The organism is Psychrobacter sp. LV10R520-6 (assembly GCF_900182925.1).
In the GTDB taxonomy this organism is placed as follows: Bacteria; Pseudomonadota; Gammaproteobacteria; order Pseudomonadales; family Moraxellaceae; genus Psychrobacter.
The window spans coordinates 2,337,506-2,356,754 of sequence record NZ_LT900024.1; the positions used below are offsets into that span (position 1 = coordinate 2,337,506).

Below are 19,249 nucleotides of genomic sequence, written 5' to 3' on the forward strand. Positions count from 1 at the left end.
AATTATTCTTGTTCAACCAAGCTAGAAAACCGATAACCAGTGCCGCGTACGGTTTGGATTAAGCTGGCACAGTCATAAGGTTGCAAGAGTTTGCGTAGACGGCGAATATGCACATCAATCGTGCGGTCTTCTATATATACATTGCCACCCCATACTTGGTCAAGCAATTGAGTACGGGTATAAGCTCGCTCCGGATGACTCATAAAGAACGCCAATAATCGATATTCAGTTGGCCCAATATCAATCACCTTGCCATCGGCACTGACCCGCTGACTTTTGGGGTCAAGGCTCAATCCTGCTACTTCAATGGGCTTATCGGCACTCAGTGCACTGCTTCGACGCAGCACCGCTTTAATTCGTGAAACCAGCTCACGTGTTGAGAACGGCTTAGTAATATAATCATCCGCCCCTGCATCCAGCCCTTGCACTTTATTGTCTTCTTCGCCTTTGGCCGTGAGCATAATGACCGGAATCTCGGAGAGCAGCTCGTCTTTTTTGAGCATCCGGCAAAAATCAACGCCACTTTTATCACCCGGTAGCATCCAATCTAGTAAAATGAGCGCGGGACGATGGTCAACCACTTGTTGGTGCGCCTCCGCTACATCGACGGCTTGCAAACAGTCAAATCCTGCCATCTCCAAGGTCATGACAATCATTTCACGGATTGCCGGCTCATCTTCGACAATCAAAATTTGCTCATTCTGCATACGATAGCCTTTTTTTAAATGACAGCTTTTAAATGATAAGTAGTAAATGGTGGGTTAAAGGAATAGGCAAATATAATAGTAAACGCTCGCCACTCTCCCCTTATTAAACAACTTTATTATGACGACTTGATGACAATTTAAATTAACTGACAACTTATTAAATTAACAAACAGCTTAAACTTCCAATAAAAAGTTAAGCGGCCCATCATTAATACTTTCGACTTGCATATTGGCCCCAAACTGTCCGCTAGCAACTATAGGATGCTGAGTTTTTGCATAAGCTATCAGCTCAGAAAACAATGCTTGCGCGGCATCGGGCTTCATAGCTGCACCAAAATCTGGCCGACGTCCGTTATTAGTATTTGCCATTAAAGTAAACTGCGACACCATTAATAATCCGCCGCCGACTTGTTGTACATTTTGATCAAGCTTGCCAACTTTGGCAGGATCAGCAGTATTCTCGAAAATACGATAAGTAAGAATTTTATCTACTAACCGCTGCGCACTTTGTAGGCTATCGTCATGCCCCAATCCAATATACGATAATATTCCGTGTTCAATTCTGCCAATACAACTGTCATCAACCGTGACGCTGGCACGGCTCACCCGTTGAATAAGTGCTTTCATTTATTAATTCCTTAGCAGATTATGATCATACCCTAATACGTGGTTCATGTTAAAATGCGGCTATTGATTTACTTATTTTCTATTCTTATTTTAAACCCTATTCCGGTAACCTCGTCATGACTTTATTTACTACTCTACAGCAGTTTGTCCCGCAGCAGCAGCTGAGCAAAGTTGCTGGACGTTTGGCTGCAAGCCGTCACCCTGTCGTCAAACGCGTCTTTATTCGCAGCTTTGCCAAGGCTTATAACGTTCATTTGGATGACTATGAACGTCAGAGCTTCAAGGCTTATGAGAGCTTTAACGACTTTTTTACCCGTGAGCTTAAAGACGATGCGCGCACCATTGATAGCACTACCAATGGTATCGTCAGCCCCGCCGATGGCGTGATATCACAGTTGGGTCAGATACAGAATCATAAGCTACTACAAGCCAAAGGTCGGCATTACGATGTGGGTCAGCTGCTTGCCGATAGTGAAGATGGCAGTTATTTCGCAGATGGTAGCTTTGCGACTGTCTATCTAGCGCCCAGCAACTATCACCGCGTCCATATGCCATTTGCTGGCACCTTAACCAAAACCCGTTATGTTCCCGGCGCCTTATTTTCGGTTAATACTACCACTGCCGCTAATATTCCTGACTTATTTGCTCGTAACGAGCGCTTGGTATGTATGTTTGATACTCAGTACGGTAAAGCTGCGGTAGTAATGGTCGGCGCGATGATTGTCGCCGGTATCGAAACGGTCGCTACTGGAAAAATCAATCGTACGGACGACATTCAAGAGGCGAGTCATAACATGAGCTTGGCAAAAGGCGACGAGCTCGGACGCTTTTATTTGGGCTCAACGGCTGTTGTAGTATTGCCAAAAGCTGCAAAAGCGGACTGGCAAGACAATATGACCGCTAATGCTAGCGTACAAATGGGACAGTTATTAGGTAAGTCTCATATGAAGGTTAACGCTAATACTGTTAACACTGATGAGAAAAATGCTAGCCCTACGAATGACGATAAAGAAACCTAAACCATCATTTTTTAATCTAAGATTTATAAAACCAAGGGTTTGTCATCACTGGCAAACCCTTTTTTGATGTCATAAGTAAGTAGCTGTTTCGTTGAGTAGCTTTTTAATTTAAGCACTTCAATCAAAACCCTACTTAATCAAGTTACTAATAGTTTTGAATGCAGGATCTTTACTACTACGGCATAGCTCAAACAAGATAGTTTCTACAGTAGTAATCACCCCGCCAGCACGGCGAATGCGACGAATAGCTTGCTTTTTATCGTAAGGAAAACGCGAACCTACCGCATCACCAATGATGACCGGCTGCATACCATTATCGAGCAAATCAAGCGCCGTTTGTAAGACACAGACATGAGTTTCAACGCCGAATAGTAAAACAATACTGCGATTTTGCTGCGCAAGATGGTTCCAGGAGTCATCATTATCACAGGCACTGAATGTGACTTTCTCAAAGCCTTTGGCATTATTGCCTTCTAATAGCTTACGAATTTCGGGTAGCGTATCGCCTAAGCCTTTTTTATATTGCTCATTCAGCATGATCGGAATATCAAGTGCTTGTAGACCTTTGACTAAAGTGGTTATTTTCTTGACGATATTTTCATGGTCGTAGATGTGCGGGGTCAGACGTTCTTGCACGTCAATTATCATCGCTTGCGTATTTTCGCGGGCGATACGGTAGGTACGGTCAGTAATCATGGTGGGCATAGTACACTCCTTGTACGGCTGAAACCTATATGTGTAGGTTGTTTTAACTTCAGATTTGGCATGAAATTATAGTTATTAATTATACTCTTATTTAGTCATAGTTTATCTGGTACGTCAATGAGGATAACCTATAGTAACAACTTATGATTTTTCATTCTATACTTCTCCTATGTACCATTAATACAAAAACCCCCAGTCATAATGACTGAGGGTTTCTGTTAAAACGATTAACTACTTTAAAATTATTGAAACATCAACCGCTTATACACGCTCAATAATAGTGGCAATACCCTGACCCAGTCCGATACACATAGTGGCTAGACCAACTTCAGTATCCATCTGTTCCATAGCATTTAGCAAGGTCACAGTGATACGTGCGCCTGAACAACCAAGTGGATGACCTAGAGCAATCGCACCGCCGTTGATATTGACGATATCTTGCTTGTCAGTAAGGTTCATTGCTTTAAGTACCGATAAACTTTGGGCAGCAAAGGCTTCGTTCAGCTCAATAGTCTGCATATCATCGATACTCATGCCGGCACGTTTAAGTGCTTTTTGAGTCGCAGGTACCGGGCCATAGCCCATGATAGCCGCATCACAACCGGCAATCGCCATGCTGCGAATGCGAGCGCGAGGCTTAAGACCTAAGTCTTTGGCTTTTTGTGCACTCATCACTAGCATCGCTGACGCTCCATCCGATAACGCTGATGAGGTTGCAGCAGTAACCGTACCACCTTTAGGATCAAAAGCGGGACGTAGATTTTGCATTTGTTCCATCGTCGCATCGGGACGAATCACTTCGTCAACGGTACACAGTTGCAAACGACCGGCAGCATCATGACCTTCGATACCGATAATTTCATTGTCAAAACGACCTTCAGTAGTGGCTTCCCATGCACGGCGATGCGACTCAAGACCAAAGGCATCTTGCTCTTCGCGGCTGATATTATTCATACGGCCAAGCATTTCTGCGGTCAAGCCCATCATATTTGAGGCTTTGGCATAGTGCTTAGAAGCAGCAGGATTTAGGTCAATGCCGTGCGTCATCCCTACGTGACCCATGTGCTCAACACCGCCAATGATGAAAGTATCACCTTGATTGGTCATAATTTGCGCCGCCGCAGTGTGTAATGCCTGCATTGATGAGCCACATAGACGATTGACCGTTTGACCGCCAGTCGACGTAGGAATATCAGCCAATAAACCGATGTTACGGCCGATATTCATCGCTTGTTCTAGAGTCTGGTTTACACAGCCCCAGATAATATCTTCGACGTCACGTGGGTCAAAATCGTTACGCTCAACCAAGGCGCGAACCAATTCAGCAGATAAGCTATCAGCACGGACATGGCGGAACATACCGTTCTTAGATTTCCCCATTGCTGAGCGTACACCGTCTACGATGACCACATCTTTTGGACTTAAAGTTGTCATATACATTCCTTTCAATTTTTTATTGTCAGTGGCAGTACTACTATACTCGCATCGTTTAACCAATTATAAGTGGTTGAATCATTAATAAATTATCATCAACCGCTACCGAGCATAGATAAGGTACTGCGCTTCATCCTAGTAATGACTGCCCGTTACGCCGTTGCGTAAAAGGTCTCGCCTGCTGCTGCCATATCGCGAATCTTTTGCGGGGCTTCATAAGCTTTGCCAAGATGCGCATATTTTTCGCATAGCGCCAGATAGTTATCAAGACCCATCTGATCGACATAACGGCATGGGCCACCACGGAATGGTGGGAAACCAACGCCCATAATCATGGCCATATCAGCTTCAGATGGCGTCGATACGATATTGTCTTCTAAGCAGCGTACGGTTTCATTACAGAAAGCCAGCATAGTGCGATCGATGATAGCTTGATCATCAAACTCTTGCTTAGTGCTATCGGTAGTGTCTTTGAGCAACGCATAAGTGGCATCATCTGCAACTTTTTTCGGCTTGCCACGTTTGTCCATTTCATACTTGTAGAAACCAACGCCGTTTTTCTGACCTAAGCGATTGTTGTCATAAAGATGCTGGATTGCACCTTTATAATCAGGCTTCATGCGATCAGGATAGCCGTCTGCCATCACTTCTGCGCCATGTACACCTGTATCAAGACCGACCACGTCGATTAGATAAGCAGGGCCCATTGGCCAGCCGAATTTTTCCATGACTTTATCGACATGAACGAAGTCAGCGCCTTGCTTAAGTAACAAGTCAAAAGCACCAAAGTATGGGAATAGCACACGGTTGACTAAGAAACCTGGGCAGTCATTGACCACAACAGGCACTTTGCCCATTTTGGTTGCTAGAGCGACCGTCGTGGCAATGGCTTCTTCAGAGGACTTTTCACCGCGAATAACTTCGACCAATGGCATACGATGCACAGGGTTGAAGAAATGCATACCGACGAAGTTTTCTGGGCGCTCAAGTGCTTCAGCTAGGTAAGTGATAGAGATGGTTGAAGTATTTGAGGCTAAGATGCAATCGTCTTTAACCAAGCCTTCTACTTCTTTAAGTACTGAACGCTTAACTTTTGGATTCTCAACAACCGCTTCAATAACGATATCAGTATCGCTAAAGTCGCCATAGTTCAATGTAGGACGGATACGGCTTAAGGTTTCACCCATTTTGGTGGCAGTCATCTTGCCGCGATCAACCATCTTGCCAAGCAGCTTGCTGGCTTCACCCATACCAAGGTCTAATTGCTCAGACTTGATATCTTTCATGATAATTGGCAAGCCTTTGCTGGCTGCCTGATAGGCAATACCACCGCCCATGATGCCTGCGCCTAGTACAGCGGCTTCATTAATTTCATGCGCTTGCTTGCTGTGTTGTTTGGCCAGTTTTTTAACCAACTGATCGCTTAAGAACAGACCAACTAAGCTCTCTGCTTGTGGGGTTTTGGCCGCTTTAGCAAAGCCTGCTGATTCTACGTCAATCGCTTTATCGCGTGGCAAATTGACATGTTTTTCAATGGCGTCGATAGCGATGGCAGGTGCTGGATACTGCTTAGGATTGGCTTTAGCAAAGATCATTGCTCTGGCACTACTAAAGGCCATCGCTTGCTCAAGCGGGTTCAGTTTAACTGGGTTTAACTTCTCTTCACGTTTGGCTTCCCAGTTAAGCTCACCTGAAATACATTTTTTGACCAAATCGATCGCTGCATCTTGCAAGTCATCAGCAGGAACGGTCGCATCAACCAAGCCCAGTTTTAGCGCATCCAATGCTTTTTTAGGTGTTCCTGTAGCGATAAGCTCAAGCGCATTATCGATACCAATGATACGTGTACTACGGACGGTACCACCAAAACCTGGGAAAATACCCAGTTGGGTTTCAGGCAAACCAATAATCGCCTTGTCACTCATGACGCGATATTCACAAACCAGAGTCATCTCACAACCACCGCCGAGTGCTGCACCATTAATAGCGGCCACTTTCGGGAATGGCAAATCTTCAAAGCGGTTAAAGGCGTCGTTGACTTTGATGCCCCATTCTCTAATCTCGCTCTCAGACTTTCTAAAAGAGGCGACGAATTCTGTGATATCAGCACCAGCGATAAAGACGCCTTTGCTTGACGTTACGATCAAACCTTTGACATCATTAGCTTTTTCTAAAGCGCTCACGACTTCGCCAAATTGCTTATTAGTCTCAGCATCAAACTTGTTCACGCTCTCATTTTCGGCGTTGTATTGCATGTTGGCAATGCCATCCTCTAGCATTGTCACCGTGATGCGATTTCCTTGATATACCATGTGGAACTCCTTGCTATATAATAAAAGCTACGTTTTAAAGTTAAAGTAAATAGCCAGTTATTGTTGATAAAACAGGTAATAACACAGTCAATCTGACAGATTATAGCTATAAATAGCATGTCAGATTAACCGCGATGACGTCTTTATTATCCAGCGCTCATTGCTTTATCTAGCATGCATTGCTATGGCGCTTCATTTTTATACTTTTTTTGCTTATATTTGGCCTAATAGTTAGCTTTATCGGTCAGATAACCTGTTTATATACTCAGCATTTAAATCATTAAGCCGTCTTAACATCAATCAGTGTAGGGGATTATGCCCCCGACTGTCACAAGCTAATACCGGACTCGTAAGTCACTATCAAGCATTTACCTCTGTAATTACGTGCTTTACATGCATAAGTGTATACTGGTTTTTAGTGTGATAATGTTGCTAACATTATCAGTAGTGCTGTTTAGGTTGTCAGTAATACTGTTAAAATTTTCAAGGGTACTACAGTCACTTACCGCTTTATCAGAACACATTAAGACGGCAAGTTAAATCATCAATACGTAACCAAAACAGACAGCGCCTATCCTATGCCAGCAATCCTCAACCTATATCATGCTATATTAACGATATTTTTATTATTCACCTTATCAATGGTTGGGTTATGACTGTTTCTTCTGCGCCACGCTTTGTCCCTTTTAATAATTTCGAGTCGTTTCACAACAGGCTACGCGCACAATTAGCGCAAGATATTGATACCCTATTTGCCTATGCTCAATTGCCCAGCCCATTAGCAGAAGCCTGCCGTTATGTAATGACCGGTCAAGGGAAACTGGTTCGGCCATTATTAGTAGCAAGTGCCTTTGTTAGTATAAAAGCAGCTAGCGTAAGTGCCACCAATAATTCCCCTGTAACTGAACTAGCAAATACTACCGATGAAAATGAAACAGACAATTTAGATAACCTAGATAGGCTTTTACATGACCAAGCGCACTACGATATGTGCCGCCGTGCCGCATTGGCGGTAGAGTTACTGCACACCTACTCATTAGTGCACGATGACTTGCCATGTATGGATGACGATGAGTTACGTCGTGGTCAGCCGACTGCTCATATTGTATTTAATGAAGTGACGGCATTGCTGGCAGGTGATGTTTTACAGACGCTGGCTTTTGAGGTGTTGACCGCAGAAATTCCGACCTTTGCGCCTTTTGATTCGCAGATAGCCAGCCAGCTATTGGCGATATTTGCACCGCGCGCACGGCGTATGGTGGCCGGTCAAATGCTTGACCTCAATGCCGAAGCCAATAACAACATTTCTCAAACCGATTTAGAAGCTATCCACCGTGATAAAACAGGCGCCTTGATTGAGGCAGCGGTATTGATGGGTGGAATCTGTGCGCAAGCAACTGCCCCACAACGTATCGCATTGCAAGATTGTGCGCAGCATATTGGGCTGGCCTTTCAAGTACAAGATGACATTCTAGACGTCACTACCAGTACCGATACCTTAGGCAAACCTGCCGGCAGCGATGAAAAGTTAGACAAATCTACCTATGTTAAATTAATGGGTGTTGACGCTGCCAAAGATTATGCGCAGTCGTTATTTGATGGCGGACGAGCTGCAATTACTCGTGAGCTTGGCAACAATATAGAAAGTGATGCGCTACTTGAGCTTATTGAATGGCTCTGGTCTCGTAAAAAATAGACACGTAAAAGTAGACGCGTAAAGAGTAGTCTTGGACAATAAGCTTATAAACGTAAATAGATTAAAACATACCCATAAAAAAGGACTTAAATGTAGAGGGCGGCTATGACTAATACCAACACCCCACGTATTTATCTAGGCACTGGCGGCTATAGCGATACCGACTTATTAGGCACGCTTTATTCAACGGGTACTAAGAAAACTGACTTCTTACGTGAGTATGCCAAACAATACGGGGCGGTAGAGATTAATAGCACTTTTTACGCACCTATTGGTCAAAAGGCCTTTGCCGGTATGGTCAATAAAGCCTATGTCCAAGCCGAAAGTGAGTTACAGTTTGCCGTCAAGCTCCATCAAAATTTCACTCATGCGCGCAAAGGTAGCGCAGAACACGCACAAGCCTTTCTTACTGCCTTAACTCCACTGATAGAAGCGGATTGTCTAGCGCCATTGTTATTACAGTTCCCGCATGGCTTTGATCGCACCCGAGATAATAGGCTCTATCTAGCAAATTTAGTAAGTTGGTTTAAAGACTTTCCATTAGCCGTTGAGTTTCGTCATAACAGCTGGCACACGCCGCAAGTAGTCGATAGTTTTGGTGAGCAAGGACTTATTTGGTGTAGTGTCGATTATCCCAAAGTGAAAGGTCTACCACTGTCACGACTGATATTTACCCAGCGCGCGGGTTATCTGCGCATGCATGGTAATAATCTAAACTGGTGGGATGCCATGAGTGCCAGCGACCGTCATGATTATCGTTATAGCGAGGCGGAAATGCAGGAATGGGCGCAAGCGATTGCCAATCAGCGCCAGCATTTCGATACGTTATATATCTTCTTTCAAAACACCGTTAATGCGCATGCCTTCTATAATATTGCGATGTTGAGAGAGGCGCTGGGTAGGTTTGGGCTTGAGGTTTGAGGTTTGAGGTAAAATAAAATATTGTAGGGTGCGCCCAGCACACAAAAAAGCCTTATACTCAATAAAAGTGATGCCTGGAACGCATCCTAATTTTTCTACAGCAGCGTTCGAATCGTTTTTTATTTATCGCTGTCGCAGCTTATAGTTGAATCTAGTTTTTAAATTTTAGCAGTCTTATTTAGGAAAGTGTATATGCTTATCTGGTTTGTAGTCGGAGCGATAGTCTTATCTGTAATAGCATTTAAATATTATGGAAGAAACAGAGAATCTGATAGTTTTAAGCTTATAGAAAGATTAGCTAGCCAAGGTGATGCGCGAGCTCAAATAAACCTTGCCATGATGTATTACGGTGGTACAGGCGTACGTCAAGATCTTCCTAAAGCTATTGAATGGGCAGAAAAACCAGCTCGACAAGGTAATGCTGAGGCTCTATTTGTTATGGGTATGATTGTAGTGGTCAACTAATTTAGGACACCTGACAAGAGGTTTTGGTTAAAGTAGCGTCTCTCTTTTTCAGCTGGTGACAGATGATCATTGAAGCTGTGCGGTCTCACGGTTTGATAGTAGCCCCAAATATAATTACTAATGGCGCTCGATGCTTCAGCGATATCCTCGTAACCACCCTTTGGCATCCACTCGGTTTTGAAACTTCTAAAGAACCTTTCAGTAGGTGCGTTATCCCAACAGTTACCTTTTCGGCTCATACTCTGCGTCATACCCTTACAGTCAGCTATGGCTTCAGCGAATTTCTCACTGGTGTAGTGCGTGCCTTGGTCTGAATGGAACAGTATGTTGCTCGGTTTAAATCTGGTGTGATACGCCATCTGTAGTGCTGAGCTTGTCAATATGCTATCAGGAGAGTCTGATATGCTAAAGCCTACGATACGACGCGCAAACAGATCTAGAACCACAGCCAAATAGCACCAGCCCCCTTTGATACGAATATAAGTCACGTCCCCCGTCCATACTTGGTTCGGTGCTGCTGGGCTAAAGTTGCGATCTAAGATATTGTCATGGATTCTATGTATTTGATCACAGTGCTTGTACTTGTGTGTCTTTAACTGGCAACTGATGAGCCCCATTTGCTTCATAAGCTTAGCAGTTAGGTAACGTGTCAGCTTAATACCATGCTCATTAACCAATATAGCGATAACAGTGCGAGCCCCTGCTGATTGCTTTGAGTCGTTGAATATTTGACGTATCAAAGCCTTTAGTTTGACACGTTCTACATCAATGGGCTTAGTCTGTATGCCATAGTAGTAGCTGCTTCTCACTACATCAAACAAATCACACAGCTTACGCTTGCTTAATCGTTTGTCCTGCTCTGCAAGCTTGCTTATCAGTAGTAGCCTTTTAGACTGTCCGATGCCAACAGAGCTGAAGCCTTTTTTAAAATATCACGCTCCATTCTTAGACGCTTATTCTCTTTGCGCAGCTGTTGCAACTCTCGCTGCTCATCTGTTAAAGCCAAGCCTTGGGTTGGGGCAACGCCTCGCTGCTCTAGTCGATACTTTCGTACCCAGTTGTCTAGGGTCGATACACCAATCCCTAGCGACTCTGCCACTTCTGCAACCTTGCGCTTGTGATCAATCACTAAGCTGATGGCTTCTAATTTGAATTCTCGGGTGTATTCTCTGCGTTTGGTAGTCATACTAATGTCCTCTTTGAGTTAGTATAACCTCTTAAACACTGTCCAATTTTATTATGCCACTACAGTCTAATGTATGAGAAAGGCATAGGCGTACAACAGGATAACGCTAAAGCGTTTGAGTGGTATCTAAAATCAGCTAACCAAGGTAATGCGCAAGCTCAAAGCAATCTTGGTGCTATGTATGATCAAGGCATAGGCGTACAACAAGATTATGCCGAGGCATTTGAATGGTATACAAGATCAGCTAGCCAAGGTGATGCGCGAGCTCAATTTAAGTTCGTTATGTTGTCTTATCTATTGCCGATAATGATTGGCGTTATTCTCATCGGCTACTCCGCGGGTGAGCCATATTGGCGTGAGCATCAACGCGATAAAATTAGACGTCAACCTTTTAAAAAAGAGTGGCGTAAAATTATTCGGCAAAGAATGCCTTATTTTAGACAAATGCCAGCTGATTTACAGTTGCAGTTAAAACAGCATATACAGGTTTTTTTAGCGGAAAAAACGTTTATCGGTTGTAACGGGGTTAAAATAACAGATGAAATACGAATAACGATAGCTGCACAAGCTTGCTTATTATTACTTAATCGCAAAACTGATTATTACCCTAAATTGCAAACCATCCTTATTTACCCAAGTGCTTTTATTAAAAAGTCCCAAAGCATGAATGTGGACGGCGTTTTACATCAACAAAAAAGTGCATTAGCCGGTGAATCATGGGATTTTGGGAAAGTCGTTTTGTCTTGGCAAGACACTTTAGATGGAGCGCAAATTCCAGATGATGGGCGTAATGTGGTGATCCATGAATTTGCCCATCAATTAGATCAAGAAAATGGCAAAGCCAATGGTGCTCCTATTTTAGCTAAAGGACAAAGTTATCAATGTTGGTCAGAAGCCTTTTCGGCACAATTTGAGCATTTAAAAATGCAAGCGCTGAAGGGGACTCCTTCATTATTCGACTATTATGGTGCGACAAATCCAGCTGAGTTTTTTGCTGTTGCCAGTGAGGTGTTCTTTGAACAATCGAAACAGTTTCATCATGAACACCCTAAGCTCTACCAACAAATAAAACAATACTATCAAGTTGATCCCCTGCAGTGGTGAGTCATTTAGGCAATAGTGTAATGGTCAATTTAAATTTATAAGTGACGCATTAACTGAAACAGATAGTGAAGCTACTGTCAAAAACATCAGCAATTGAGCGACATATCTCGCTATTATTCCTATTGTTCTTTTACAATCAATTTCCTAGCTTAGCTCTGAAACTGCATATTGAAGTGGAACGGGTATACACATGAAAGTATTGGTAAAGCAAGATGGCGCGAATATCTTATGCGAGAAATGAGATGAAGGCGATTATTAAGAAGGCTGAATACGACTATGAGATTGAAATGCCAGAAGATCATCTTCATATGCTTATTCGAATACTGCCCTTTAAATATAATAGAAAGAGCAGTCATTAATGCGAACAATGCGCTACTCGCTGTGCCAGTTTATCCCGGTAGGTTTCGACATTAACAGGCCAAAATGGTACAATATTTATTTTTAAACCAACATAAATGAGCCCCTCTGAATGTCTGATGTTGTATTACTGGAAACGGGTATGGAACTGCCTATGAACGGAGAAATGGTGTATTTTAATTACTTCTGGTTACGCGATAACTGCGTCACCTCATGGGATAGCAGCACTCAGGAACGTACCTTTGATATCCTCGAAGAATCTGATGATCTGCACGCTACAAGCGCCAGGTTAAATGAAGACTCACTGGAAGCTGTTTGGAGTGATGGCTATCAAAGCCGCTACGACCTAAATTGGCTTAGCCGTTGGCACAAGGGAGAGAATCATGGTGATTTGGCTGTACGTGCCCGTAAAACCTGGTATGGCGATCACTATCCGGACATAGCGCGTTTTAACTATGATGATGTCATGGCGAACCCACCCAATGTAGCCGATTGGGCGGAAGCGATGTTGGATGAAGGTGTGGCCCTAATTCAGGGGATGCCAAATTCAGACGAAGGGCTGAAAACCCTATGCGAGCTGTTCGGCACTGTGCGTCCATCCTTTTCTGGTTACACCTTTGATGTGAAATCCAAAGCGAACCCTGAAAACCTTGCCTACACAAGCAAGGCGCTTGAGTTGCATACTGATCTGCCTGCCGAAGAACTTGCTCCCGGTATCCAGTTCTTGCACTGCCGGGTCAATGATGCACAAGGCGGCAACAGTTTGTTTGTCGATGCTACTGCAGTGGCCAATACGTTAAAAGAGAAGTATCCACAATACTTCACCATACTCACTGAATACGAAGTGCCTTATCGCTATACTACCGATTATCAGGATGTGCGCACCAAGCAGCGAATAATCGAGATAGACCCTAATAATGGAGAGGTCAGCGGTATCAATTTCAGCCAGCACCTAGCCGATGTATTTGATTTCTCTCAGCGTGAAATGGATACTTTTTATCCGGCTTTTCGTAAGTTTGGACAGATGCTACAGGACCCTCAATATCTGATGACCTTTCGCCTCAACGCTGGGGAGTGCATAGTGTTCGACAACCACCGTATAGCCCACGGCCGAGCTGCCTTTATCAAGGGCAGTGGCGCAAGGCACCTGCGGGGTTGTTATGTTGATCGTGGCGATCTTCGCAGCGTTTACCGGGTCTTGCGTGCTAAATATCCCAAAGTGGAAGGCGTTGCACCGCTTCAGCCGCCCAAAAAGATGTAATTGACCAAAACCTGTTGAGGATAAGAAAAATGCAAACAGAACAAGAATTACGGGTCGATCTGGCCGCTGCTTTTAGGCTTATCTATGAAATGGATATGCACGAGTCGGTCGCCAACCATCTGAGCGCAGCAGTATCCCCAGACGGTAAGCAGTTCCTTATGAACCGTCGTTGGATGCACTTTGCAAATGTCACTGCCAGCAGCCTACAGTTGCTTGATAGTGAAGACGATAGCATTATGCAGACTGACAAAGCTCCTGATGCTTCTGCTTGGAGTATTCATGGAAATGTGCATGAGTCATTGTCACAAGCACGCGTTATTCTGCACGTGCATTCTACTTATGCCACGGTACTATCAACGTTGAAAAATCCACGTATATTGCCGATCGATAATAATACGGCACGGTTCTACGAGCGTATTGCCTATGACACCAATTTCTCAGGTATTGCCTCCAGTGATGAAGAAGGCAAACGCATAATGGATACCCTTGCTGGTAAAAAAGCGTTGATAATGGGTAATCACGGTATTACCGTTGTAGGGGAGACGATCGCTGAAGCTTTCGAGGATTTGTATTATCTGGAAAAAGCTTGTAAGACTATGGTGCTGGCTTATTCAACCGGACAACCTCTCAATGTTCTACCCCATGAGCTAGCTCTGGAAACGGCAGAAAGCTGGGATGAGTTTCGCGGCCAGTCTTACGCTCACTTTGAGCAGCGAAAAGGTATGCTCGATAAAAAGGGCAGCTCGTATCGGGAGTAAAGGCTAAATTATGGAATCATACGTGGGATAGGGTATATGGGATGGATTGTGTCTCATTGCTTTGTCTTGCAAAAATGGGTTTCAAGATGCTTGCACCGTTTATCGATTATTACCTAAAAGATAGGTCGCTGTAAGCATAGTTAAACTGCATAAACTTAATCCCATGGCTGTTGTTCTTTATCAGTAGCATACCTAGCCATAGCTATTAAAGACTCTTTACCCTTATAGATATTGCTTTCGGAATAAAAACCCTCGAAATATAATCTACAAAAACAGTTATAAAAGTAAATTCTAGCCTGTTTAGATTCATTCAAGGGAAACTCGCTAGACTCTGAGAAATGATCCTGAATATGAGTCGTTACCAAGGTTAGTATTAAGATGTCTGAAGCATAAATTCTAGAACCTGAGAATATTTTTTTGAACTCACTCTGTGAAATTATATTTGCTTTCTCTAACAAACTTCCAGTTTCAAGTAAGACCGTATGACTCATTACTTCTCGTTCTTTTTTACTTTCCCCTTTAGCTAGAACTATCCACTCATTAAAGGGTCTAAGCGTTAACTGGGTAGCATTTTTAAAAGAGAAAAGTCCTCTCATAAAAAGAAATAAAACTATAACTATCACAGCAACTATTAAAAAATTTTCCATTATTACCTCTCAAAAGCATATTAAACAACCTAAATACAGCAGTTGTCGTTCCAAAATTAGCACAAACTAGCTATAGTCCATCAAACCAAAAAAAAGGACACCTCGCGGCGTCCTTTTTTTCTTACTTATAAAGCTAAGACAATCTGATTACTAGAGAGTTATTTACTCTTCAACACCAGCATCTTGACCTTTATATTTCGCGTTTGCGTAGTCCCAGTTCACTAGTTTGTCTAGGAAGGTGTCAACATAATCAGGACGACGGTTACGATAATCGACGTAATAAGCATGTTCCCACACATCACAAGTCAATACCGCTACTTGACCATGAGCTAATGGGTTATCAGCGTTACCCGTTTTCGCGATTGACAGTTTACCGCCTTCTTTATCAGCAACAAGCCATGCCCAACCTGAACCAAACTGTGAAGTTGCTGCGTTTTTGAACTCTTCACGGAACTTATCATAGCTACCGAAGTCTTCTTCGATTTTGCCTTTTAGATCACCAGTAGGTTCGCCGCCGCCATTCTTAGGCGTCATGCAGTTCCAATAGAAGGTATGGTTCCATACTTGAGCTGCTTGGTTAAACATGGTTTTTTTGCTGTCATCTTCAACCGTTGCTAGGATGATTTCTGGTAGTGTTTTGTCTTCTAGACCAGAACCCGGTAGCAAATCATTTAGCTTATTCACATAAGCGGCGTGATGCTTGTCATGATGGAATTCTAGAGTCTCGGCGCTGATATGCGGCTCGAGTGCGTCTTTTGCATATGGTAAATTTGGTAAAGTAATCTTTGACATAGTTATTTTATCCTTGCTGGTTTAGCCATTAATCTTATGTTCCGATTGCGCGTCTGTCATAAAAAAAATTGCTTTAACACACTTACCTCAAACTTCACAGACAACACAATCGTTACTGCGATATTTTAAGGTGTTGTTTAAACTTATAACCATAAAATATCGAGCTAAATTGGCTGAGTTTATTGTTAATTAGAATTATTGCTCAATGTGCTATTGCACATCGTTATAAATTCAAAGGTTAAGCACATAACCGTTGTTAAGTTAGTGCAGTAAGCTATTGTTAATTTCAAATTCACAACTTATAAGCTATAATTCACTGTAGCTTACCAGCCATTATAGCAATGATTGCGGACAATATTCGTTACCGAATGTTATAGTCGCTTTAATTCGACTATTTTAGGTGGACTAGTAATGATATGGATTAGCAAACTACCTACTTGAAGCATAAAATAGCCGTCCCAATTAACGTTTAAACTATAATAATTTAATAGCCAGTTAAACCATTAATAATCGAACAATCAAATAATAAACATTTAAATTACGGACTTGTCCTATGAGCGATGCAGAACCCCAATTCCAGACCACCCAGAAGAATCAGACCACTTGGGTGCTTGCCAGTAATAATAAAGGCAAACTTGCTGAATTTAAAAGACTGTTTGCTGAAGCCAATTTAGACGTAACTATCATTCCGCAAGGTGAGCTGGATATTGAAGATGCTGTCGAGGATGGTCTTAGCTTTATTGAGAACGCTATCATCAAAGCACGTCATGCCAGCTGTATTAGTGGCAAGCCTGCTATTGCTGACGATTCGGGACTATGTGTGCCAGTACTGGGTAATGCACCGGGAATATATTCAGCCCGTTACGCCGGCGAGCATGGTAATGATACGAACAATAACGCCAAGCTCGTTGCTGAGCTACAGCCTACACGCGCACAACAACCGGATACCCCTATTAAAGGTTTATTTGTCTGCGTGTTGGCAATGGTTCGCCGTGCCGATGATCCGCTACCCATTATCGCGCAAGGATTATGGCAAGGTGAGATTTTAGACCAGCCGCATGGCGAGGGCGGTTTTGGTTATGATCCGCTATTTTGGTTACCTGATATGCAGGCAACGGCTGCCAGCTTAAGCGCTACTGATAAAAATCGTGTCAGTCATCGCGGGCAAGCTATTCAGCAATTATTGCAGCAGCTATAAAATTGTCTATCATTACAGCTAGTTACAGCTATATTTTTCTGCTGTAACTTCATCATGACTATTAAGGTCATGAAAGTGTGTAAACGCCTATACCAGACAAAACAGATAACTTTTACTTTAATTAACAGATAGATTATACTGTTCTACTTTTAAAATTTTATCGAAAGCCGCTATTTATCGCTTTAATTCATTAAAAAGCATTACTATTAAGGCATATTAGTGGATTATTATTGATATTGTCACTGGTGATTGCCAGTCGCACTATCTGGATGTCGATATCCCCTATTCTTTTCATTCCAACAGCAATCGGCATAACGAGTCCCGATTTTGAGGCGCGATTGTCTGTTATTTTAATCCTAAAGGTGTAATCAACATGGCTACAGATTTACAGATCACAACCAACAAGCTGTCTGAAAAAGAAACCCAGCTGACGGTTAAAGTACCTGTCGAAAAAATTCAAAACAAAGTTGAAGGCCGTATTCGTCAAGTTGCGAAAACCGCCAAAATCGATGGTTTCCGTAAAGGCAACGTTCCTATGTCGCATATCCGCAGCCAATATGGTGCTGGTATTCAACAAGAAGTTATCAACGATGTGATTCGCGATACTGTATTTGAAGCGATTAAAGCTGAAGATATCCGCGCTGTCGGCATGCCTAACATCGATGATGTAAAACTTGAAGACGACTTCTTAGTGTATCAAGCAACGGTTGAAATCTTCCCAGAAGTTGACGTGCAAGGTATTAATGACATTGAAGTTGAGCGTCATACCGCCACTGTTAAAGAAGAAGATGTTGACACTATGATCGAAAATCTACAAAAGCAACGTGAAGAGTTTGTAGAGAAAAAAGGCAAGGCAGCTAGCGGTAATCAGGTCATCTTTGACTTTGAAGGCACAATCGACGGCGAAAAATTTGAAGGCGGCTCATCTGAAGACTTTAAATTGGTTATCGGTAGCAACCAGATGATTCCAGGTTTTGAAGCGGGTATCAAAGGCATGAAAGCTGACGAAGAAAAAACTATCGACGTGACTTTTCCAGAAGACTATCAAGCGGAAGATCTTGCTGGTAAAGAAGCCCAATTCAAAATCAGCGTTAAGAAAGTTGAAAAATCAAAACTACCTGAAATTAACGAAGAGTTCCTTGAGCTATTCGGCGTAAAAGAAGGCGGCGTTGAAAAACTAAAAGACGACGTTCGTAAGAACATGGAACGCGAAATTAAAAACGCAGCCCGTAGCCAAGTTAAGCAAGCTACCTTTGATTCCTTGTTAGAAAAGAACGAGTTTGACGTGCCAAACGCCATGCTAGAGCAAGAAATTGAGCGTCAACGTAGCATGATGATGCAACGTTTTGCTCAACAGTTCGGTTCAAGCGCTGATAGCTTTGACAAAGACATGCTGCCAAATGAGCTGTTTGAAGAGCAAGCATTGCGTGCCGCCCGTCTTGGTATCATCGTTGCTCGCGTTATCGACACCAAAGGTATAGAAGTTGACCAAGCACGCGTTGAAACCTTTATCAAAGAATCTTCAGAAAACTACGAAGATCCAGCAGAAGTCATCGAGTACTACACCAATGATAAACAGCAGCGCGCTAATATTGAGTCTGTGGTTCTAGAAGACCAAGTGGTTGATTATCTGATCGAGCAAGGTAAAGTAACTGACAAAGAAGTCAGCTATCAAGACCTTCTTGCTGCCCAGCAACAACAGCAGCAAGCCATGTAATCTGGCATCAGTGTAGCTGGTGTCTGAGGTAATATCGCAGCGCCACTTCCCAAAGCTGGTTTATAAATGCCCTGACAAATCTTGTTGGGGCATTTTTATTGGTGGTTTATGAGCTTAGCCCTTGATAAATGACCGCAGACGCCCTATTAATAGGGAATCATTTATCATTTGTCACATTAAAACGTTATTATTAGCGCATTAAAAAAGTTACCATTACTGCCATCATTTCTAACACAGCTTTTTAGCAAAATCCAGGTATTGTTATTACCAATTGTTGTCATCAGTTGCTATCAACAGCCGTCAACATCAATAATGATAAACGCCCATAAACGATCAGTTACTC

At 42.9% G+C, this 19,249-nt stretch carries 18 protein-coding genes; 9 read left to right on the top strand and 9 right to left on the bottom strand.

Translation table 11 applies throughout. The features are described from left to right. Positions 1-2: 2 nt before the first annotated feature. Positions 3-707, bottom strand: coding sequence for a phosphate regulon transcriptional regulator PhoB (gene phoB, locus U1P77_RS09665; protein ID WP_321154808.1), 705 nt, complete (start codon positions 705-707; stop codon positions 3-5). 174 nt (positions 708-881) lie between these two features. Beyond that, positions 882-1,334, bottom strand: a complete 453-nt coding sequence (dtd, locus tag U1P77_RS09670; protein WP_321154809.1) for a D-aminoacyl-tRNA deacylase — start codon at positions 1,332-1,334, stop codon at positions 882-884. A gap of 116 nt (positions 1,335-1,450) precedes the next feature. Between dtd and asd the strand changes: the two genes are divergently transcribed. Continuing rightward, positions 1,451-2,353, top strand: coding sequence for an archaetidylserine decarboxylase (gene asd / locus U1P77_RS09675; protein WP_321154810.1), 903 nt, complete (start codon positions 1,451-1,453; stop codon positions 2,351-2,353). Positions 2,354-2,482: 129 nt separating this feature from the next. Here asd and U1P77_RS09680 read toward each other — a convergent pair whose 3' ends face one another. The 3 genes from U1P77_RS09680 to fadB all read right to left on the bottom strand — a co-directional run bounded on the left by U1P77_RS09680 (position 2,483) and on the right by fadB (position 6,804). Further along, complete coding sequence (locus U1P77_RS09680; RefSeq protein ID WP_321154811.1) at positions 2,483-3,058, bottom strand: isochorismatase family protein; 576 nt, start codon at positions 3,056-3,058, stop codon at positions 2,483-2,485. 261 nt (positions 3,059-3,319) lie between these two features. Then, entirely contained in the window at positions 3,320-4,492 is a 1,173-nt protein-coding gene (gene fadA, locus U1P77_RS09685) for an acetyl-CoA C-acyltransferase FadA (protein ID WP_321154812.1), read from the bottom strand. A 152-nt stretch (positions 4,493-4,644) separates the two neighbouring features. Beyond that, a complete protein-coding gene (gene fadB, locus U1P77_RS09690) occupies positions 4,645-6,804 on the bottom strand; it encodes a fatty acid oxidation complex subunit alpha FadB (RefSeq protein WP_321154813.1) in 2,160 nt (719 codons plus the stop codon). A gap of 652 nt (positions 6,805-7,456) precedes the next feature. Between fadB and U1P77_RS09695 the strand changes: the two genes are divergently transcribed. The 3 genes from U1P77_RS09695 to U1P77_RS09705 all read left to right on the top strand — a co-directional run bounded on the left by U1P77_RS09695 (position 7,457) and on the right by U1P77_RS09705 (position 9,886). Then, positions 7,457-8,500, top strand: a complete 1,044-nt coding sequence (locus tag U1P77_RS09695) for a polyprenyl synthetase family protein (protein ID WP_321154814.1) — start codon at positions 7,457-7,459, stop codon at positions 8,498-8,500. 105 nt (positions 8,501-8,605) lie between these two features. Beyond that, positions 8,606-9,421, top strand: a complete 816-nt coding sequence (locus U1P77_RS09700; protein ID WP_321154815.1) for a DUF72 domain-containing protein — start codon at positions 8,606-8,608, stop codon at positions 9,419-9,421. Between the two features lie 192 nt (positions 9,422-9,613). Beyond that, positions 9,614-9,886 carry a tetratricopeptide repeat protein gene (locus U1P77_RS09705; RefSeq protein ID WP_321154816.1) on the top strand — a complete coding sequence of 91 codons (273 nt, stop codon included), beginning with the start codon at positions 9,614-9,616 and terminating at the stop codon, positions 9,884-9,886. On the opposite strand, the gene U1P77_RS09710 is transcribed toward U1P77_RS09705, so the two are convergent. Together U1P77_RS09710 and U1P77_RS09715 are read right to left on the bottom strand one after the other, a co-directional pair. Continuing rightward, positions 9,883-10,788, bottom strand: a complete 906-nt coding sequence (locus U1P77_RS09710; protein WP_321156660.1) for an IS3 family transposase — start codon at positions 10,786-10,788, stop codon at positions 9,883-9,885. The genes U1P77_RS09705 and U1P77_RS09710 overlap by 4 nt on opposite strands. After that, on the bottom strand, positions 10,761-11,072 hold the full coding sequence (locus U1P77_RS09715) for a transposase (RefSeq protein ID WP_321154513.1): 312 nt from the start codon (positions 11,070-11,072) through the stop codon (positions 10,761-10,763). The genes U1P77_RS09710 and U1P77_RS09715 overlap by 28 nt, the downstream gene beginning before the upstream one ends. 69 nt (positions 11,073-11,141) lie before the next feature. Here U1P77_RS09715 and U1P77_RS09720 point away from each other — a divergent pair, with 69 nt between their 5' ends. From U1P77_RS09720 to U1P77_RS09730, 3 genes are all read left to right on the top strand, one after another. Continuing rightward, positions 11,142-12,176, top strand: coding sequence for a zinc-dependent peptidase (locus U1P77_RS09720; protein ID WP_321154817.1), 1,035 nt, complete (start codon positions 11,142-11,144; stop codon positions 12,174-12,176). 469 nt (positions 12,177-12,645) lie between these two features. Next, positions 12,646-13,794: a TauD/TfdA family dioxygenase gene (locus U1P77_RS09725; RefSeq protein ID WP_321154818.1), complete on the top strand. Its 1,149-nt coding sequence runs from the start codon at positions 12,646-12,648 to the stop codon at positions 13,792-13,794. A 29-nt stretch (positions 13,795-13,823) separates the two neighbouring features. Then, entirely contained in the window at positions 13,824-14,552 is a 729-nt protein-coding gene (locus tag U1P77_RS09730; RefSeq protein ID WP_321154819.1) for a class II aldolase/adducin family protein, read from the top strand. 155 nt (positions 14,553-14,707) lie between these two features. On the opposite strand, the gene U1P77_RS09735 is transcribed toward U1P77_RS09730, so the two are convergent. Beyond that, positions 14,708-15,199 (bottom strand): hypothetical protein, encoded by a 492-nt coding sequence (locus U1P77_RS09735; protein WP_321154820.1) that lies wholly within the window; start codon positions 15,197-15,199, stop codon positions 14,708-14,710. 162 nt (positions 15,200-15,361) lie between these two features. Next, a complete protein-coding gene (locus U1P77_RS09740) occupies positions 15,362-15,991 on the bottom strand; it encodes a superoxide dismutase (protein ID WP_321154821.1) in 630 nt (209 codons plus the stop codon). A 553-nt stretch (positions 15,992-16,544) separates the two neighbouring features. Here U1P77_RS09740 and rdgB point away from each other — a divergent pair. Beyond that, positions 16,545-17,189 carry an RdgB/HAM1 family non-canonical purine NTP pyrophosphatase gene (rdgB, locus tag U1P77_RS09745; protein WP_321154822.1) on the top strand — a complete coding sequence of 215 codons (645 nt, stop codon included), beginning with the start codon at positions 16,545-16,547 and terminating at the stop codon, positions 17,187-17,189. A 373-nt stretch (positions 17,190-17,562) separates the two neighbouring features. Further along, positions 17,563-18,906 carry a trigger factor gene (gene tig, locus U1P77_RS09750; RefSeq protein WP_321154823.1) on the top strand — a complete coding sequence of 448 codons (1,344 nt, stop codon included), beginning with the start codon at positions 17,563-17,565 and terminating at the stop codon, positions 18,904-18,906. Positions 18,907-19,249 lie beyond the last annotated feature (343 nt).

Coding starts and splice junctions, on each gene's coding strand:
- U1P77_RS09730 (WP_321154819.1), top strand. CDS start 13,824: ATGCAAACAGAACAAGAATTACGGGTCGATCTGGCCGCTGCTTTTAGG.
- rdgB (WP_321154822.1), top strand. CDS start 16,545: ATGAGCGATGCAGAACCCCAATTCCAGACCACCCAGAAGAATCAGACC.
- U1P77_RS09680 (WP_321154811.1), bottom strand. CDS start 3,058: ATGCCCACCATGATTACTGACCGTACCTACCGTATCGCCCGCGAAAAT.
- fadB (WP_321154813.1), bottom strand. CDS start 6,804: ATGGTATATCAAGGAAATCGCATCACGGTGACAATGCTAGAGGATGGC.
- U1P77_RS09725 (WP_321154818.1), top strand. CDS start 12,646: ATGTCTGATGTTGTATTACTGGAAACGGGTATGGAACTGCCTATGAAC.
- U1P77_RS09740 (WP_321154821.1), bottom strand. CDS start 15,991: ATGTCAAAGATTACTTTACCAAATTTACCATATGCAAAAGACGCACTC.
- U1P77_RS09695 (WP_321154814.1), top strand. CDS start 7,457: ATGACTGTTTCTTCTGCGCCACGCTTTGTCCCTTTTAATAATTTCGAG.
- asd (WP_321154810.1), top strand. CDS start 1,451: ATGACTTTATTTACTACTCTACAGCAGTTTGTCCCGCAGCAGCAGCTG.
- U1P77_RS09700 (WP_321154815.1), top strand. CDS start 8,606: ATGACTAATACCAACACCCCACGTATTTATCTAGGCACTGGCGGCTAT.
- dtd (WP_321154809.1), bottom strand. CDS start 1,334: ATGAAAGCACTTATTCAACGGGTGAGCCGTGCCAGCGTCACGGTTGAT.
- U1P77_RS09715 (WP_321154513.1), bottom strand. CDS start 11,072: ATGACTACCAAACGCAGAGAATACACCCGAGAATTCAAATTAGAAGCC.
- phoB (WP_321154808.1), bottom strand. CDS start 707: ATGCAGAATGAGCAAATTTTGATTGTCGAAGATGAGCCGGCAATCCGT.
- U1P77_RS09735 (WP_321154820.1), bottom strand. CDS start 15,199: ATGGAAAATTTTTTAATAGTTGCTGTGATAGTTATAGTTTTATTTCTT.
- tig (WP_321154823.1), top strand. CDS start 17,563: ATGGCTACAGATTTACAGATCACAACCAACAAGCTGTCTGAAAAAGAA.
- U1P77_RS09720 (WP_321154817.1), top strand. CDS start 11,142: ATGTATGAGAAAGGCATAGGCGTACAACAGGATAACGCTAAAGCGTTT.
- U1P77_RS09705 (WP_321154816.1), top strand. CDS start 9,614: ATGCTTATCTGGTTTGTAGTCGGAGCGATAGTCTTATCTGTAATAGCA.
- fadA (WP_321154812.1), bottom strand. CDS start 4,492: ATGACAACTTTAAGTCCAAAAGATGTGGTCATCGTAGACGGTGTACGC.